Source organism: Paraburkholderia sp. RCC_158, from assembly GCF_041355255.1.
In the GTDB taxonomy this organism is placed as follows: Bacteria; Pseudomonadota; Gammaproteobacteria; order Burkholderiales; family Burkholderiaceae; genus Paraburkholderia; species Paraburkholderia graminis.
On sequence record NZ_JBFUPM010000003.1, the window covers coordinates 248,887 to 265,663 of the forward strand.

General features: G+C 63.9%; 14 protein-coding genes. 6 read left to right on the forward strand and 8 right to left on the reverse strand.

The window, feature by feature from the left end:
- Positions 1–54 precede the first annotated feature (54 nt).
- From AB6809_RS08150 to AB6809_RS08165, 4 genes are all read left to right on the forward strand, one after another.
- Complete coding sequence (locus tag AB6809_RS08150; protein WP_371026311.1) at positions 55–1,782, forward strand: FAD-dependent oxidoreductase; 1,728 nt, start codon at positions 55–57, stop codon at positions 1,780–1,782.
- 11 nt (positions 1,783–1,793) lie between these two features.
- On the forward strand, positions 1,794–2,807 hold the full coding sequence (locus AB6809_RS08155) for an MBL fold metallo-hydrolase (RefSeq protein WP_371026312.1): 1,014 nt from the start codon (positions 1,794–1,796) through the stop codon (positions 2,805–2,807).
- Between the two features lie 99 nt (positions 2,808–2,906).
- Complete coding sequence (locus AB6809_RS08160) at positions 2,907–3,434, forward strand: DUF3331 domain-containing protein (RefSeq protein ID WP_371026313.1); 528 nt, start codon at positions 2,907–2,909, stop codon at positions 3,432–3,434.
- A 113-nt stretch (positions 3,435–3,547) separates the two neighbouring features.
- Positions 3,548–6,559, forward strand: a complete 3,012-nt coding sequence (locus tag AB6809_RS08165) for a winged helix-turn-helix domain-containing protein (protein ID WP_371026314.1) — start codon at positions 3,548–3,550, stop codon at positions 6,557–6,559.
- Between the two features lie 83 nt (positions 6,560–6,642).
- Here AB6809_RS08165 and AB6809_RS08170 read toward each other — a convergent pair whose 3' ends face one another.
- The 4 genes from AB6809_RS08170 to AB6809_RS08185 form a co-directional block, all read right to left on the reverse strand.
- Entirely contained in the window at positions 6,643–7,578 is a 936-nt protein-coding gene (locus AB6809_RS08170; protein WP_371026315.1) for a LysR family transcriptional regulator, read from the reverse strand.
- A 131-nt stretch (positions 7,579–7,709) separates the two neighbouring features.
- Positions 7,710–8,621: an MBL fold metallo-hydrolase gene (locus AB6809_RS08175; RefSeq protein WP_371026316.1), complete on the reverse strand. Its 912-nt coding sequence runs from the start codon at positions 8,619–8,621 to the stop codon at positions 7,710–7,712.
- A 95-nt stretch (positions 8,622–8,716) separates the two neighbouring features.
- Positions 8,717–9,625 (reverse strand): LysR family transcriptional regulator, encoded by a 909-nt coding sequence (locus tag AB6809_RS08180; RefSeq protein ID WP_371026317.1) that lies wholly within the window; start codon positions 9,623–9,625, stop codon positions 8,717–8,719.
- Positions 9,626–9,722: 97 nt separating this feature from the next.
- Entirely contained in the window at positions 9,723–10,676 is a 954-nt protein-coding gene (locus AB6809_RS08185) for a 2-hydroxyacid dehydrogenase (RefSeq protein ID WP_029968488.1), read from the reverse strand.
- 424 nt (positions 10,677–11,100) lie between these two features.
- Here AB6809_RS08185 and AB6809_RS08190 point away from each other — a divergent pair, with 424 nt between their 5' ends.
- Positions 11,101–12,498, forward strand: a complete 1,398-nt coding sequence (locus AB6809_RS08190) for an MFS transporter (protein WP_371026318.1) — start codon at positions 11,101–11,103, stop codon at positions 12,496–12,498.
- A 37-nt stretch (positions 12,499–12,535) separates the two neighbouring features.
- Here AB6809_RS08190 and AB6809_RS08195 read toward each other — a convergent pair whose 3' ends face one another.
- Entirely contained in the window at positions 12,536–12,844 is a 309-nt protein-coding gene (locus AB6809_RS08195; RefSeq protein WP_371026319.1) for a zf-TFIIB domain-containing protein, read from the reverse strand.
- A 33-nt stretch (positions 12,845–12,877) separates the two neighbouring features.
- Complete coding sequence (locus AB6809_RS08200; protein ID WP_044020922.1) at positions 12,878–13,636, reverse strand: TerC family protein; 759 nt, start codon at positions 13,634–13,636, stop codon at positions 12,878–12,880.
- A gap of 143 nt (positions 13,637–13,779) precedes the next feature.
- Here AB6809_RS08200 and AB6809_RS08205 point away from each other — a divergent pair, with 143 nt between their 5' ends.
- Complete coding sequence (locus tag AB6809_RS08205) at positions 13,780–14,661, forward strand: LysR family transcriptional regulator (protein WP_006049042.1); 882 nt, start codon at positions 13,780–13,782, stop codon at positions 14,659–14,661.
- Here AB6809_RS08205 and AB6809_RS08210 read toward each other — a convergent pair.
- Both AB6809_RS08210 and AB6809_RS08215 read right to left on the reverse strand, forming a co-directional pair.
- A complete protein-coding gene (locus AB6809_RS08210; RefSeq protein ID WP_371026320.1) occupies positions 14,634–15,095 on the reverse strand; it encodes a TerB family tellurite resistance protein in 462 nt (153 codons plus the stop codon). The two genes, AB6809_RS08205 and AB6809_RS08210, sit on opposite strands and share 28 nt — an antisense overlap.
- Before the next feature lie 217 nt (positions 15,096–15,312).
- Positions 15,313–16,749 carry an aspartate aminotransferase family protein gene (locus AB6809_RS08215; protein WP_371026321.1) on the reverse strand — a complete coding sequence of 479 codons (1,437 nt, stop codon included), beginning with the start codon at positions 16,747–16,749 and terminating at the stop codon, positions 15,313–15,315.
- Positions 16,750–16,777: the final 28 nt, after the last annotated feature.

The following is a 16,777-nucleotide window of genomic DNA, read 5'->3' on the forward strand; positions in this document are numbered from 1 at the left end:
AGAGAAAAGCAGAGAAGAGAGCGGCAACGGGTCACGCATACAAAGGTCATCGCAATGAGCACTTCCGGTTTTTCGCTCGACGCCTCCCAACCGTCGGAGCTCGAGTTTCCCTATTCATCGCTCGAATACCGGCAACATCAAATGTTTCCGCGTCTGTCGGCGGCGGAGATTCAGAGCGTGCGGCGCTTTGCGCGGCCGATGAGCTTCAAGGCCGGCGAACTCATCTTCAAGACGGGCGAAGTCGCGCTCGGACTCTTCGTGCTGCTGCATGGACGCGTGCGGATTTTTTCGCGCGACAGCTTCGGCCGCTCGACGCTCGTCACCGAACACGACGACGGGCATTTCATGGCGGAGATGGCGCAACTGTCCGGCAAGCCGGCGCTGATCGACGGTCTCGCGCTGACGGACGCCGAGACGCTCGTGATCGAACCCGAGCGCCTGCGCGCGCTGATCGTCGCCGATGCGCAACTCGGCGAGCACATCATGCGTGCGCTGATCTTGCGGCGGCTCGGACTGATCGAGCAGGGCCTCGGGCCGATCATCGTCGGCAATGGCGACGATGCGCGGCTCGTCGGCCTGCAAGGCTTCCTGCGCCGCAATGCCTATCCGGCGACCGTGATCGACGCGCGCTCGGACCCGGAGGCGGTCGCGCTGCTCGGCGGCATGACGACCGGTCCCGGCGATTTTCCGCTGGTGTTCTGCCCGAACGGACATGTGCTGCGCGCGCCCGATGAAGCGCAACTCGCGTCGTGCCTCGGACTCGTGCCGACCTTCGAGCAGTCGCATCGCTACGACGTCGCGATTGTCGGCGCGGGTCCGGCCGGACTCGCCGCGTCGGTGTATGCGGCGACCGAGGGACTGTCCGTGGCCGTATTCGATCAGCGTGCGCCTGGCGGCCAGGCGGGCGCGAGCTCGCGCATCGAAAACTATCTCGGCTTTCCCACCGGCATCTCGGGTCAGGCGCTCGCCGCGCGCGCATTCCAGCAGGCGCTCAAGTTCGGCGCGCATCTCGCGATTCCCGGCAAGGTCACGGAGGTGCGCCGCGATGACGGCAGGTTCGCGCTGACGCTCGTCGACGGCCAGCGCATCAGTGCGCGCACGGTCGTGGTGGCGAGCGGCGCCGCGTATCGCAAGCCGACGGTGCCCGGCTTCGAGCGTTTCGAGGGACGCGGCACCTACTACTGGGCATCGACGATCGAAGCGAAGCTCGTCAAGGGGCAGGACATCGTGCTGATCGGCGGCGGCAATTCGGCGGGGCAGGCGGTGGTGTTTCTCGCCAACTTCGCGCGCAGCATCCGCATGCTGATTCGCGGCCGCGATCTCAACGCGAGCATGTCGAAGTATCTGATCGACCGGATCGGTTCGCTGCCCAACGTGTCGTTGTGCACAGGCTGCACGCTGAGCGAGCTCGAAGGCGACGAAGCGGGCCTCACTCAAGTGCGCGTGCGTCACGAAGCGAGCGGCGACGAAGAAGTCGTGGCCACGCGGCATCTGTTTCTCTTTATCGGCGCGGACCCGAAAACCGATTGGCTCACGGCGAGCGGCGTCGAACTCGACAATCGCGGCTTCGTCGTGACAGGAATCGCAAGAAGCGACGCGGGCGGCTCCGCGGCGGGCCTGCGCTATCCGCTCGAAACGAGCGTGCCGGGCATGTTCGCGGTCGGCGACGTGCGCTCGGATTCGGCCAAACGCGTGGCCGCGGCGGTCGGCGACGGCGCGGCGGTCGTCGCACAGATTCATGCGTATCTCAGCCAGCCGGCGAAAGTCGCGGCTCATTCCTGACGGAGCAGAAGATGAAGTCGTTTCAACGTAGCTGGACTTTGCATGCGGCCGCGCGTTGCATGATGATTTTGGGCATGGCCGCGAGCTTTTTATGCAGTGCGGCGTTCGCGGCCGCGCCGCAAGTCAAGACACAAGGGCCGGGCTTTTACCGGCTCATGCTCGGCAAGTTAGAAGTCACGGCGCTGCTCGACGGCACGCATCCGTTTCCCATCGACACGGTGATTGAAGACGTGTCGAAGGCCGAGATCGCGCGCGACCTCGAACGCGATTTTCTGAGCGCGCCGGTGCAAGGCTCGATCAACGCGTTTCTGATCAACACGGGCTCGAAGCTGATCCTGATCGACACCGGCGCGGGCGTGCTGTACGGCGATTGCTGCGGCAAGCTGCTCGCCAATCTGCGCGCGGCCGGCTATCGGCCTGAGCAGATCGACGAAGTGTTGCTCACGCATCTGCACAAGGATCATGTGGGCGGGATCGTGATCAACAGTGCGAGCAGCGGCACGATGGCGTTTCCGAACGCGCTCGTGCGAGCAAGCCGGGCCGAAGCCGACTACTGGTTGAATCCGGCCAACAAAGCGAAAGCGCCGGCTTTTCTGAGCACCTTCTTCGACGCCGCGAGCGCAAGCGTCGCGCCGTATATCGCGGCGGGCCGCTTCAAACCGTTCGATGTCGACGTCGATAGCGATATCGAACTCGACGCCGGCATCCGCGCCATCGCGTTGCCTGGACACACGCCTGGCCACACCGGTTATCTGATCGAGAGCGGCACGGAGCATCTGCTCGTGTGGGGCGACATCGTGCATGTGGCCGCGATCCAGTTGCAGAACCCGACAGCTTCGGTCGAATACGACACCGACGCCGCCGCTGCACAACGCTCGCGCCGCAGCGCGCTCGAACTCGCCGCGAATCGGCGCTACCTGATCGGCGCCGCGCATATCGCGTTTCCAGGCCTCGGGCATATTCGAAAAAACGGCGGCACGTACGACTGGGTGCCGGTCAACTACGAGGCCGCGCCTGGCCACTGATGCGGCCACTGATGCGGCCACTGATGCAGCCGACGTTGCGAGGCGAGCCGCCTGCAACGTGGCCCACCGGCGCATAGTCAACACTCGAGGAGAATCGCGATGCACATCGAATCCCCCGCCAAGCAATGCACGAATGCAGCCAGGCACGAAGCGGGCGTGCATCGTGACGAATGCCGCACAGCGCGCGACGAGTGCGAGCATGAGCACGAATACGCGCGCGACGGCACCAGCGCGCCCATCTGGAATCACGTGATCGAGCGGCTCCTCGCAGGCTATCGCGGCGACGCCGAAGGCGAGCCATATCGCGTGCTGCCGCTCACGCGCGAGGCCGCCAACGGGCCGTCGCGGCATCGGCAGGTCGAAGTGATCGAGCGTCTGTCGGAGACGTCGATTGCGGTCCTCTGGCAGGACGCCACGCTGTGCCGTTACGCGGACCAGGTGTGGATCAGTTGCCGCGCGCGACTGAAGGGACGCTGCGCGCTGAGCGGCGCGACGATCCGCCGGAACGACATGATCTACAAGCCGAGAGTGCGCAGCGCGGTGCCGGTCAACGCCGCGGCGATGATTCTCGCGTCGGTGGTCGAGCTTCAGCATCCGCTCGTTCAGTACAAAAATTTTGAACGATAGGTTCAGTTTTTTCCGCGCATGCGTGATTACTGTTGGTCTAGACTTCGGGGACTCATCGCCGGGTAGCCATTGCCCGGCAGCATCTTCATCCCTCGTGCTCTGGATACCGCCTCATGATCCGCATCGGCCCGCTTCAGGTGGACCTGGCCAGTCGGGAACTGCTTCTCGACGGACAACCCGTGCGCATCGGCAGCCGCGCATTCGACATGCTCGCCGTCCTGATCGCCGCGAAAGGCGAACTGGTGTCGAAGAACGACATGTTGAAGGAAGTGTGGCCCGACACCATCGTCGAAGAAAATAATCTGCAGGTTCATATGTCCGCGCTGCGCAAGGTGCTTGGCGAGAGCCGCGGACTCATACAGACGGTCTCGGGCCGCGGCTACCGGCTCGTCGCGCGGCAATCGCCGGTGCAGCACGCGAGCGGCGTGACGTTGAGCGGATTCGGCCGCGACCTGCAGGCGGCCAACGACCGCCAAAGCGCGGCGGCCCACATCCCGCGCAATCTGCCCGCGAGCTTCTCGCCGCTGATCGGCCGCGACGACGCGCTGCGCGACGTCGCGCAGGCGCTCGCATCGGCGCGTCACGTCACGCTGCTCGGCGCGGGCGGCATCGGCAAGACGCGTCTTGCGGTCGAAGTCGCGCGCCGCCTGCTCGACGCGTATCCGGACGGCGTCTATCTGATCCCGCTTGCATCGACGTCGGACGCGAACAGCGTGCTCGCGATGTTCGCCGCGAGCGTCGGCGTCAGCAAGGCGAGCGGTCCGCTCACGCTCACGCGCGTCAGCAGCGAGTGGGGCGAGCGGCGCGTGCTGTGCGTGATCGACAATTGCGAGCACGTACTCGGCCCGGCCGCCGAACTCGCCGACGCGCTGCTGAATGCGGGTCCGGGCGTACGCGTGCTGACCACGAGCCGCGAGCCGCTACGCCTCGCGCAAGAGCACTTGTACTGGGTCGCCTCGCTCGATGTTCCCGCGCACGACGATCAAAGCCAGCAGGTACTCGAGCGCAGCGCCGTGCAGTTGTTTCTGTCGCGCGCCCGTGCGATGGATGCGCGTTTTTCGTCCGACGAACGCAGCATTCAACTGACCGGCACCGTGTGCCGCCGGCTCGACGGCATACCGCTTGCGATCGAACTTGCTGCCGCGCGCGCGGCCACACTCGGCATCGAAACACTCGCGGATCATCTCGATGACCGCTTCGACATGCTGACGGGCGGCAACCGCACGGCGCTGCCGCGGCATCAGACCTTGAAGGCCACGCTCGACTGGAGTCACGGCCTGCTCGACGACGCCGAACGCGCGACGCTGCGCAGGCTCGGCATCTTCGTCAACAGTTTTTCAATCGACGCGGCCATCGCCGTCGCCGCGGACTCTGGCTTGCAGCAAGCCGGGGTGATCGCGGCGGTCTCGGGGCTCGTCGAAAAGTCGCTGGTGGTCGCGCGCGTGGAGCGCGGCAAGGCGAGCTATCGGCTGCTCGAAACCACGCGTGCGTACGCGCTGCAAAAGCTCGACGACAACGGCGAGCGGCGCGCGGTCACGCTCAATCACGCGCGCTATTTCACCGGCTTGCTCGAGCGTCATATGTCGGCAGAAGCGCGCTCGGCGGAAGGCGATGCCGATGCCGACGCCGACCGCTGGCATGCGCGCATGCGCGGCTGGCTCGACGATCTGCGCGCGGCGCTCGGCTGGGCGCTTTCGTCGAAAGGCGACGACGCGCTCGCGGAAAAACTCGCGGTCAAGGTGGTCGCGTTGTTGTACGAGCTTTCGCTGGTGGACGAATGCTGCGCGTGGGCGCGCCGCGCGCTGGAAAGCGTCGCGCATACGCATGGCGCGTCGGGGTCGACGCGGCATCTGCGCGTGCGCATGCAACTGCTCGCGGCGCTCGGTGCGGCGCTTGTCTACGTCAACGGACCGAACCGCGAAACGCTCGCGGTCTGGGCCGAGGTGCTGGCGCTCGCCATCGCGCTTGCCGATCGCGCATTCGAAGCGCGCGCGTTGTGGGGCATGTGGAACGCGAGCCAGTCGTCGGGCGCGGCGCGCAATGCGCTGGCGTTCGCGCATCGGTTTGCGTCGCTCGCGGCGCAGACCGGCGACACGAGCAACGGCATTCTCGCCGCGCGGCTTCTCGGCATAGCGTGGCATTACGCGGGCAATCAGCAGCAGGCGCGCGCGTCGCTCGAACGCTTTCTGCTGCAAGCAGATACGTTGCAGCACGGTTTGCCGCTCGGTCAATCCATCGATCAGGGCGTGGTCGGCCGCGCGACGCTTGCACGGCTGCTGTGGTTCCAGGGCGCGCGCGACGAGGCGCTGGATTTGGCGCAGGCTTGCGTCGCGAGCGCGTGCGCGGAAGACCAGGCGATCGTCACCTGCTACGTGCTCGTCGAAGCGGAGATTCCGCTCGCGTTGCTGTCGGGTCAACGCGAGCGGGCCGCAGACGCCATTGCCTTGCTGCGCGATGTATCGGCGCGCACGGGCCTCGGTGTCTCGCAAGCGTGCGCGCGCTGTTTCCACGAGTACCTGCGTTCATTCGACGACGTGAGCCCCGCGCGTCTCCAGGCATTTCGCGCGGCGCTCGACGAACTCGACGCGCTCGAATACGCCGCGCAACGCGCGATGCTGGTCGCGCAGTACGCGCTCGCATTGGGCCGCGCGGGACGGCGCGAGGAAGCCATCGCCGCGGTGACGCGCGCGCTGGCCCAATGCGACGAAAGCGGCGACCATTGGTATGTGGTCGAACTGCGGCGCGTGCAGGGCGAGTTGCTGCTTCAGGATGCCAATGTGTTTTCAATTGGCAGCGCCGCGATGGATGCGAACGCGTGCCTGACGGCGGCAATGGAGGAATCGCTCGCGCAAGGCTGCGCTTCGTTGCAGTTGCGCGCGGCCACCAGTCTCGGCCGCCTGTGGTGCGCGCAAGGGCGTGCTGCCGATGCGGTGCGCCTGATCGAATCGGCGTGCGCGAAACTCACCCAGGGGCTCGATTTCGACGACTTCAGAGCAGCGCTGCAACTGCTCGAAACCGCGAGGGCTTCGGCCGCAATGGTGCCGCAATGCGCGCACAGAGAAGGCGAGGCGAGTGCGCCGCCTGTCAGGCGTTCGCGGCAGCCGAGAGTGAGCGAAGGATGCTAGCCGGCGCGCGGCATTGGCTTTGAGCGGCCTGGGTTATGCCTGAGTCACGCCTGAGTCACGCCCGCGTCACGGGTGCGTCTGCATCACGGCGGACTGATCTGCATGTCGAGCATTTGCCGTTGCACGGCCTGGTCGATCAGGTCGGGATGATCGAGACGCTCGACCCACCAGCGCAGCGCCTTGCCCGTCTCGTCGTCGCGCCATGCCAGATAAAAATGTGTGATCTCGCGCATGCCGAGCACTTCTTTCTGCACCAGGTCGCCGTTCCTGAGCGCCTCGACGGCGAGGCATTCGGGAATCGTGCCCGCAGCGAGCCCGCGCAACTGCGCGGCGAGCTTGGTTCCGAGCGTCGGCACGGTCAGCACTTCCTGATTGTCGGCGAGCGCGATGGTGCGCGGCGCGAGTTTGCGCGACGTATCGCCGATCGCCACCGCGCGATAGCGCGCGACCACGTCGAGCGTCAGCGGTCCGGGCATGCTTGCGAGCGGATGATCGGGCGCGACCACGAAGACGTGCCGCAAAGAGCCGATCGGCTTTGCGACGAGATTCGGAATCGGCGGCGGATCGCCCGCGGCGCCGACAATCAGATCCGCGCGGCGCGTGAGCAGCGCGTCCCACGAACCGCCCAGCACTTCCGTCGACAGATTCAGGCGCGTGTCGAGCTTGAGCTTATAAAACTCGCCGACGTGATCCCACAGCAGCGCGAACGGAATGATCTCGTCGACGGCGACGTACAGGTCGGACTCCCAGCCTTGCTCGATGCGCTTCGCCTTGCATTCCAGATCTTCTGCTGCGGCCAGCAAACGGCGGCCTTCCTCGACGACCACGCGCCCCGCATGCGTGAGCGTGGCGCGCCGGCCACTGCGATCGAACAGCTTGACGCCGAGATCGAGCTCGAGCTTCTGCACCAGATACGTGAGCGACGACGGCACCTTATGCAGCGTTTCCGCGGCGCTCGCGAAGGTGCCGGTTCGATCGACGGCGTCAAGCACCTGAAGGACTTCAAAGGAAAGATTCATGACGAAGAAGGGCGAAGGACGACATCCATTCGAGCCGGGCGGCTGAAGCGCTCAGCATACTGGATTTCATCGCAGGCGCGGTGGCTGGCGCGCCGGCTTCTTCGTTGTTGTCTGTTCTTTTGTTGACGGCGCTATGCCGTGCGATTGTCGGACGACCAGGCCGCGTGCGGGGCGGCAGAGGTGTCGACGGCCCGGCGCGCCGGCATGTTCGCGGGACGCTTCGCGAGCCGTTCGAACTCGGTCACGTCGTGACTGCAAAACACGCTCACCGCCTGGCTCGTCAATGCGAGTTCGCGCAACCGGCTTTGATTATCGAAGCGCGCCGCGCGATCTTTTTCGAGCATCCACTGATAAAAGCGCAGCCCCGGCGTGCAATGCGGTTCTGCATGCATTTCGGCGTGATGGAAATAGGCGTCGGCCGCGTTGAACAGCCACCGGTCGCCCGTCGTATTTACGGCGATGCCCGCATGACCGAACGTGTGTCCGCGCAACGGCACGACGAGCAGTTCGGGCGGCAGTCCGTCGAATTGCTGCACGCGCGAAAAGCCATTCCACGTTTCGCCTTCGCTCGCCTGATACACGCGCCATTTCGCGGACGTCGACCACTGCTGCGGACGAAACCGCTGCCGGTCCATCCACGTTCTTTGCTCGAACGCGTAATCGCGCTCGACGCGCAACAGGTGCACGGTGGCGTGCGGAAAGTCGTCGAGGCCGCCCGCATGATCGAAGTCGAGATGGCTCAGCACGATATGCGTGACGTCGCGCGGATCGAAACCGAGCCGCTGAATCTGCCGGATCGCGGTCATTTCCTCGCGGAAATCCGGGCTCACGAGTCCGAGAAAGAAACGGCTGATCCGCGAGCGCGGATCGGCGACGTCGCGCAGACCGAAGCCGGTGTCGACCAGCACGAGCCCCGCGGAGGTTTCGACCAGCAGGCAGTGGCAGGTGAGCAACCCGCGCTCGGCGAGCGAACGCGTGCGTCCGTCCATCAGGCGGCCGCCCAGCGGGCAGGTCGAAATGCAGTTGAGATGGTGCACGATCATCGCATTCGTCCCGTAACGGAAGGGGAAGGAGTGATGCAACGTCGCGCAAGCGCTATACCTGGTCGCGCGAGAGGCTATTGGTTCCGCGCGGCTTGCTACGTGCGCGCCACATTCGCCACATTCGCGAAATATTCCGCGGCCATCAGACGGAACGCGGTGACGGCGGGATTGTCCTGATCCGCGCGCCAGGCCATGCTCATTTCCGCGTGAATCGTGTTGCCGGCGATATGCCGGAACTCCACATTGTCGTAATGAAACCGTTGCGCAGACGCGGGCAGAATCGCGAGCCCGAGTCCCGCGCGAACCAGCGACAGAATCGTGGGCGTCTGATCGATGTATTGCGCGATGTTCAGATTCACGCCTTCGGCCGCGAGCATGCCCATGATGCGGTCGTGAAAGTACTTGCCTTGCGCGGGCGAATGCATGATGAACGGCTGCTCGTCGAGTTGCTTCAGTTCGATCCGCTCGAACTGGCACAACGCGTGGCGCCTCGGCAGCGCGACGATCAACGGCTCTTCGTCGACGAGCAGAAACTCCAGCTTTTGCCTCGATTGCAACGGACGCAGAAAGCCGAGGTCGATTGCATTCGCGGCGAACGCTTCGATCTGCGCGGCGGAAACGAGTTCGAGCAATACGACGTCGATCTCGGGCAGCACGTCGGCGGCGGCGACCAGCAACTCGGGAATCAGCTCATAACCGGCCGCGCCAGTGAAACCGAGCCGCACGCGCCCGGTCTTGCCCTTGCTCGCGCGCCGCACGGTGCTTTCGGCCTGCTCGGCAAGATTGAGCAGACGCGTCGCGTCGGCGAGAAACACGCGGCCTTCGGTGGTCAGCTTGACGGTGCGGCCAATGCGTTCGAACAGCTTCACGCCGAGGTTGTCCTCGAGCAGTTGAATCTGTCTGCTCAATGGCGGCTGGGTCATGTGCAGCAGCGCGGCAGCGCGTCTGAAATTCAGTTCTGTCGCCGCGGCGACGAAGCAACGCACTTGTCCGAGATCGAGCATTCTTGTATCGGCATGGAAGGGAAGTCGACGCTCATTATAGGTGCGCGCGCTCCCCATCCGATCCGGACGCCGCGGCAAGCCGCGGGCCGGTGCTGCATCAGGTCGTGAGACTGCCCTCGGGACGCTGCCCTGCAAGCGCCTGTTCGAGGCTTGCCAGCACCATTTCGCCCATCGCGGTGCGCGATTCGACCGTGGCGCTCGCGCGATGCGCCTGCAAAACAACGCGGTCCATGTCGAAGAGCGCAGGCGGCACGTTTGGTTCGTCGACGAACACGTCGAGTCCCGCGCCCGCGATCACGCCGCCTTGCAGCGCCTGCACGAGATCGCTTTCCACGACGAGCTTGCCGCGCGCGACGTTGATCAGGTAGCCGTTCTTGCCGAGCGCATCGAGCACGGCGGCATTGACGATGCCTTGCGCCTTGTCGGCGGCGGCGGCCAGCACGAGAAAATCGCAACCGCGCGCGAGCGACAGCAGATCGGCGACGAACGGATGCGGCACATCGTCCATGCGGCGCAAATCCGTGTATGAGATCGGGCAGTTGAACGCGCTCGCGCGCTGCGCAATCGCACGCCCAACCTTGCCCATTCCGACGATTCCGACGCGCTTGCCGCTCAAGCGGCGCGACAGCGGCAACGCGCCCGGATGCGGATTCTTCTGCCAGTTGCCCGATTTGACGAACTCGTTGCCCGCGCAGATTTCGCGGCATACCGCGAGCATCAGACCGATCGCGAGGTCGGCGACATCTTCCGTCAACGCGCCGAATGTCGCTGTCACCGGAATGCCGCGCGAGCGCGCGAATGCCAGGTCCACTGCATCGGTGCCCACGCCGTTGACCGCGATCACTTCCAGAGCGGGCAAGCGCTCGATCAGGTCGTTCGAAATGCCGGTGTGGCCGCCTGTGATAACGCCTCGGATCGACGCGCCGTGCTCGCTGATATAGGCATCCTTATCATTTTGTTCAAAGAGGCGATGCACCGTGTAGCGCGATGCGAGCGTGTCGTTGATCGCGGGAATCAGAATCGGGTTCAGTTGCAGAATGTTCGGTTTCAAAGCGGCGCTCCTTGTTGTAGTCGACGATCCGGCCGGCGCGGCGAGCGGCGCACGCATCCAGTCGCGATGCCGGCGGATGATGGGCCCTTTCACGAATCGCGTCCAATCCCAAAACGCTATCAGTTGATCCACGGATCGAAGCGTAACGGCGCGCTCGCCGGTGATTCAATCCAGGCATCAATTAATAGCGAGAAAAGATTGGACGGCCCATGACACCGCCCGCAGAATCGAAGCGTCGGAAGGAGCATTCCTTCGCCTGCTTCCTCAAGGGAAGCGGCTAATAATTTCTAAATACATCGGAGACAAAGCGTGAAAACATGCCGCTGCATGACGCCTCTCGCTGCATCAGGTTTTTTACCGATGCACCCGCTGTTGCACTCGCAATTGCATTCCCGTCCCGACGCAAGCTCGCGAGGGATTCGCCATGAATAATGCGGAGAGTGTGGTCGCGGATGCAAAAGCCGCACCGCTTGCGCAAAAGCGCACGGGCCACCGCTGGATCGTGATGGGGCTGATCTTCTGCATCTGGGCGATTGCCTGCGCGGACCGCGCCAATTTCGGCTTTGCGCTGCCGTACCTGAAAAAGGAGTACGGCATCACGAACACGCAGGCGGGACTCATCGTGAGTCTCTTTTCGTTTGCGTACGGTTTCGTGCAGATACCCGTCGGCCTGCTTTACAAGCGGCTCAGTGAAAAGACCACGGGCTTTCTGTTTTCGGTCTTCATGATTCTCACGTCGGTATTTACCGGGCTGATGGGCACGACGTCGTCGGTGTTTCTGCTCCAGGCGTACCGCGTCGGTCTCGGGTTATCCGAGGGTCCGTTGGGGATCGGCTGCACGAACGTGATCAACCGCTGGTTTCCCGCGAAAGAGAAGGGCACGGCCACCGGCCTGTGGATCGCCGCGTCCAAGCTCGGGCCGCTGATCGTGCCGTCGGTGTGCATCGTCGTGATCCAGTTGTGGGGATGGCGCGAGATCTTTTATGTCTTCGCGGTGCCGGGCCTTGTGCTTGCTCTCGTGTGGATGGTTCTCGTCACGAATTCGCCCAGTGAAAACCGCTTCTGTTCGGAAGCCGAGCAGCGCTATATCGCCGACGATACCCCGCGCCAGGGCCAGGGCGCAGCCGCGTCGCGCCGCAATGAAGTCGCGCGTATTCCGTATCTCGATGCGTTCAATCGGACCAGGCCCGTCGCGCAACTCGAGACGATCCGCCAGGTGTTCGGATCATGGAATATTCTGGGCGTCGCGATCGGCTATGGCTGCATGATCGGCATCAGCAACATCTTCATGTCGTGGATGCCAACGTACCTCGTCACGGTCAAGGGTTTTGCGTCGGTAAAAATGGGCTTTCTCGCGTCGGCGCCGTTTATCGGCGCGGTGGCCGGCAACATGCTCGGCGGCGTCATATCGGACCGGCTGCTCGCCGGCCGCCGCAAGCCGATGATGATGCTCGGCGCGCTCGGCACCATGCTGATGATGCTGCTGCTGATCGACGCGCCGGACAGCGTCGCGTATCTCGGCGTCGCGCTGATGCTCGCGGGCCTGATGCTCGGCATCGGCTTCGCCGGCTATTCCGCGTACCCGATGGGACTCGCGACGAAATCCACTTATCCGACGGCCTTCGGCATCGTGAACTGTGTCGGGCAGATTGGCGGCGCATGCGCCCCGCTTGTCGTCGGCATTCTGCTCGACAAGTTCAGTTGGACGAGCGTGTTTCTGTATATGGTCGGCACGGCGCTGCTGTGTCTGCTGCTGCTCTGCAGCGTGGCCGAGCCGATTGCGACGCGGCGCGGTGACGGGCCGCAAGCGCGCGCGAAGTAGCAGGGCCACGCGAGGCGTATGACGCAGGTTTAAGCGCTCAATCGAAGTCGAACACGTCGAAAATCGAGCGCTTTTTCTTGTGCGTCCGATAACCCGATCGATGATCGTCGTAACGGCGTTGATCGTCGTAGACATGCCCGCGATCGCGATCCCGATAGTCGTCGTGGCTCGGGCGCGCGTGAGCGGCTGCGGCAGGCGCGGCTGTTTCGGCGGTGTCTTGCGCGATCAGCTTGTCGAGCTCGCCGCGGTCGAGCCACACGCCGCGGCACTGGGGACAGTAGTCGATTTCGATCGAGCGGCGCTCGGTCATCAGCAGGTCAGGCGTTTTGCAAGCAGGGCATTTCATGGTGTCGCTCCTTGTTACGAGAGGTGGAAACGCTCATCGAGCGGTGCCCGCAGCGCGCTTCGACTTCGAGCGGCGCACGAGCATGTTCACTGCCTCGACGAACGCGGAGAAAGCCATCGCCACGTAGATATAGGCCTTCGGCACATGCGTTCCAAAGCCTTCCGCAATCAGCGTCATGCCGATCACGAGCAGGAAGCTCAATGCGAGCGTGACGATGGTCGGATTGCGGTCGATGAATTGCGACAGCGGGCGCGCGGCGAACAGCATCGCCATGACCGCGCTGATGACCGCGAGGAACATGATCGGCAAATGGTCGGTCATGCCGACCGCCGTGATGATGCTGTCGACTGAAAACACGATATCGAGCAGCAGAATCTGGCCGATGGCGCTCGCCACGGTCAACTGAACGGTGCTGCCCGCGCTGCGGTCTTCGTGGTCCGCCTGCGCGTGCACGACGTGATGGTGCATTTCACGCGTCGCTTTCCACACGAGGAACAGGCCGCCGCCAAGCAGAATCAAATCGCGCCATGAAAACGCGTGGTCGAACAGCGTGATCGCGGGCGCGGTCAGTTGCGCGATCCATGCGACCGTGCCGAGCAGGCCGAGCCGCAGCACGAGCGCGAGCATGATGCCGAGACGCTGCGTGCGCGCGCGCTGCGCCACGGGCAGCTTGTTGCTGAGGATCGAGATGAAGATGAGGTTGTCGATGCCGAGCACGATCTCCATCACGACGAGCGTGAGAAGCGCGACCCATGCGGCGGGATCGGCAGCGAGTGTGAGCAGGGTGTCCATGAGTTCGTCGGCGAATGGGGTTGAATAACGGTGGAATAGCGATGCGATAGCGATCATGATCGCCAAATGCGTGGATCGGATAAACCAGTGTTAAGCTGATCGATATATCGGTTTTTTCGAACATGATTTCCACCGGCCGTGCCATGCTCAACTACCGTCACCTGTACTATTTCTGGATCGTCGTGAAGGAGGGCGGCTTTGCGCGCGCAGCCGAGCGGCTCGATATGGCGGTTCAGACCATCAGCGCGCAGGTCCGCGAACTCGAAAAATCCATCGGGCGGCAATTGCTGAAACCGGCCGGCCGCGGCGTCGCGATGACCGAAGCCGGCGAGACCGCGTTCAGCCGCGCCGAGCAGATTTTTCAGCTCGGCGAGGCGCTGCTCGACGACATGCAAGAGGCGGGCGGCGAAGGCGTCGCGCGCCTTGCGGTCGGCCTGTCCGATGGCATTTCAAAGCTCGCGGCGCATGCGCTTCTCGCGCCCGTGCTCGGCACGCCGTCGCTCAGGCTGCTGTGTCACGAGGGAGAGCCCGCGCAGTTGCTGTCCGAACTCGCGCTGCATCGGCTCGATCTGGTGCTCGCGTGTCAGCCGGCGCCGCACAATTCCGATCTGCGTGTGCTGAGTCAGCGGCTCGTCGGCTCGCCCGTCGACTGGTACGGTCCTGCGGAAATCGTGCGCAAATCCGCGCGCGCGAGTTTTCCGCACTGTCTTGCCGATTTGCCCGTGCTACTGCCCACGCGTCACGCCGCGTTGCGAGCGCGGCTCGATCGCTGGTTCGATTCGCACGGCATCCGGCCGCGCGTCGTCGGCGAGTTCGAGGACAGCGCGCTGATGGCGGTGTTCGCCGCGCGCGGCCTCGGCGTGTTTCCGCTCGCCGAACTGGGCGCGGAAGAGTTGTCGCTGCTGCGCGGTTTGCGCCCGCTCGGCCGCGCGGACGGCGTGGTCGAAGAGATTCACGCAATCCGCTCGCGCCGCGGGCAGCATCATGCGCTGGCTTCTCAGGTGATGGCGAGCGCGCGCTCGTAATTGCGCATCACATGCGACGGAAAGCCGTGGCGACGTGCGACCGGTTTCAGTTCGTGTCCCCACGCATCGAACACCGCGGCGAGCAGCGCGATTTCGCCGTCCGCGAGATAGTCGTCGGCGACCGTCACCGCGACGCATAGGCGGATGACCTTGCGGCGCAGCGCGGGATCGTCGATTTCGTCGATCAGCGTGGCGAGCAGCGCGGTGTCCAGGCGGCCCATCGGTGGCGCGGACGATAGCCGCGCGATCGAGCGGTCCTCGCACAGCGTCTGCAGGATCTGCGCGAACTGCGCCGGCGCGAGGCCGAGTTCGCCGGCTATGTCGAGCTTCTCGAGTGCGCGTTCTTCCGAACTGCAGACATGGCCGTCCGAAGTGAGCGCAAGCGCGACGATACGGGCTGCTGCCTCTTTGCTGTTAAGCGGATAGCTTCGCATGATCGGGTCCTTTCGCGGACAATGTCCGTGTTGATGATGAGCCCAGTCTGCGGCAGTATCCGTATCGGATAAACCTGTTAATCGCGAAGTTAAGGTGCGGAAAATGCGAAGTGTCACGAACCGCCGTTGCGGCGCTTTTTTCAGCGTCGGCGTCGGCGTGAGCGTCAGCGGCATGCGCGTGCCTGACGCCTACGCGCATGCCTGAAGCCGCAATCCGTTATAAGCGGCCCAGTTGCCGCGCTGTTGCATCGACGGCCTTTTTCGCCTTCGCAACGATCTCGTCGATTTCCTCCCTGCTGATCACGAGCGGCGGCGACAACAGCATGCGGTCGCCGGTTGCGCGCATGATCAGATTGCCGTTGAAGCAGAAGTCGCGGCAGAGCGTGCCGACATCGCCGCCATTCGCAAAGCGTTTGCGCGATGCAGGTTGTTCCGCGAGTTGCAAGCCGGCCACGAGTCCGGCACCGGCAATCTCGCCGACAACCGGATGATTGGCGAACGTCTCACGCAGTTTTTTCTGGAAGTACGGACCGGTGTCCGTCTTCACGCGCTCGACGATTTTCTCGTCGCGCAGCAACCTGAGGTTCGCTACCGCAACGGCGGCGGCCACAGGATGACCGGAGTACGTAAGGCCGTGATTGAACTCGCCGTTGTCGATAATCGCGGTTGCGATGCGATCGTGCAAACCGACGGCGCCCATCGGCACATAGCCGCTCGTGAGTCCCTTGGCGAGCGTGATGAGATCGGGCTCGAAACCAAAGTGCTGATGAGCGAACCATTCGCCGGTGCGCCCAAATCCGCCGATCACTTCGTCCGCGACTAGCAGCACGTCGTATTTGCGGCAAATACGCTGAATTTCCGGCCAATAAGTCGACGCGGGAAAGATCACGCCGCCCGCGCCCTGGAACGGCTCGCCGATAAACGCGGCCACGTTTTCAGCGCCAAATTCGAGGATCTTTGCTTCGAGTTGCTGCGCGCGAGCCAGCGCGAATTCCTCGGGCGTCTGGCCGCTTTCTGCTTCGCCGAAGAAATACGGTTGATCGATATGCACGATGTTCTCGACTTTCGACGGCATCTGCTCATGCATATAGCCCATGCCGCCGAGCGTCGCGCCTGCGATGGTCGAGCCGTGATAACCGTTTCTGCGCGCAATCACGATCTTCTTCGAATGCCGGCGCTGCGTGGCCCAGTATTGATGAACGATGCGCAGCACCGTATCGTTGCCTTCCGAGCCGCTATTGCAGTAGAAAAAGTGATTGAACGGCTCGGGCGCGAGTTCGGCGAGCAAAGCCGACAACTCGATTATCGGCGGGTGCGTGGTCTTGAAGAACGTGTTGTAGTAGGGCAGTTCCTGCATCTGCCGATAGGCCGCATCCGCGAGTTCCTTGCGACCGTATCCGACGTTGACGCACCAAAGACCCGCCATGCCGTCGATAATTTTGTTGCCGTCCGAATCCCACAGATACACGCCGTGCGCTTTCACGATCACGCGACTGCCGCTGCGATTGAGCGCGCCCATATCAGAGAACGGATGAATGTGGTGAGCGGCATCGAGTTCGCGGAAATCGGCGGTAGTGCGTTGCTGCGCGGCAGGCGTGTTCGCCGCGGATTGCGCCGGCTGCACATAAGCGATGTCTTCTGTCCGGTAACTCATGTTGCCTCCAGTGTTTGGCTTGTTGGCT

Bases quoted from the DNA above. Each gene is read 5' to 3' on its own strand.
- AB6809_RS08155 (WP_371026312.1), top strand. From the start codon at position 1,794: ATGAAGTCGTTTCAACGTAGCTGGACTTTGCATGCGGCCGCGCGTTGC.
- AB6809_RS08210 (WP_371026320.1), bottom strand. From the start codon at position 15,095: ATGCGAAGCTATCCGCTTAACAGCAAAGAGGCAGCAGCCCGTATCGTC.
- AB6809_RS08175 (WP_371026316.1), bottom strand. From the start codon at position 8,621: ATGATCGTGCACCATCTCAACTGCATTTCGACCTGCCCGCTGGGCGGC.
- AB6809_RS08200 (WP_044020922.1), bottom strand. From the start codon at position 13,636: ATGGACACCCTGCTCACACTCGCTGCCGATCCCGCCGCATGGGTCGCG.
- AB6809_RS08160 (WP_371026313.1), top strand. From the start codon at position 2,907: ATGCACATCGAATCCCCCGCCAAGCAATGCACGAATGCAGCCAGGCAC.
- AB6809_RS08165 (WP_371026314.1), top strand. From the start codon at position 3,548: ATGATCCGCATCGGCCCGCTTCAGGTGGACCTGGCCAGTCGGGAACTG.
- AB6809_RS08150 (WP_371026311.1), top strand. From the start codon at position 55: ATGAGCACTTCCGGTTTTTCGCTCGACGCCTCCCAACCGTCGGAGCTC.
- AB6809_RS08170 (WP_371026315.1), bottom strand. From the start codon at position 7,578: ATGAATCTTTCCTTTGAAGTCCTTCAGGTGCTTGACGCCGTCGATCGA.
- AB6809_RS08190 (WP_371026318.1), top strand. From the start codon at position 11,101: ATGAATAATGCGGAGAGTGTGGTCGCGGATGCAAAAGCCGCACCGCTT.
- AB6809_RS08195 (WP_371026319.1), bottom strand. From the start codon at position 12,844: ATGAAATGCCCTGCTTGCAAAACGCCTGACCTGCTGATGACCGAGCGC.
- AB6809_RS08215 (WP_371026321.1), bottom strand. From the start codon at position 16,749: ATGAGTTACCGGACAGAAGACATCGCTTATGTGCAGCCGGCGCAATCC.
- AB6809_RS08205 (WP_006049042.1), top strand. From the start codon at position 13,780: ATGCTCAACTACCGTCACCTGTACTATTTCTGGATCGTCGTGAAGGAG.
- AB6809_RS08180 (WP_371026317.1), bottom strand. From the start codon at position 9,625: ATGCTCGATCTCGGACAAGTGCGTTGCTTCGTCGCCGCGGCGACAGAA.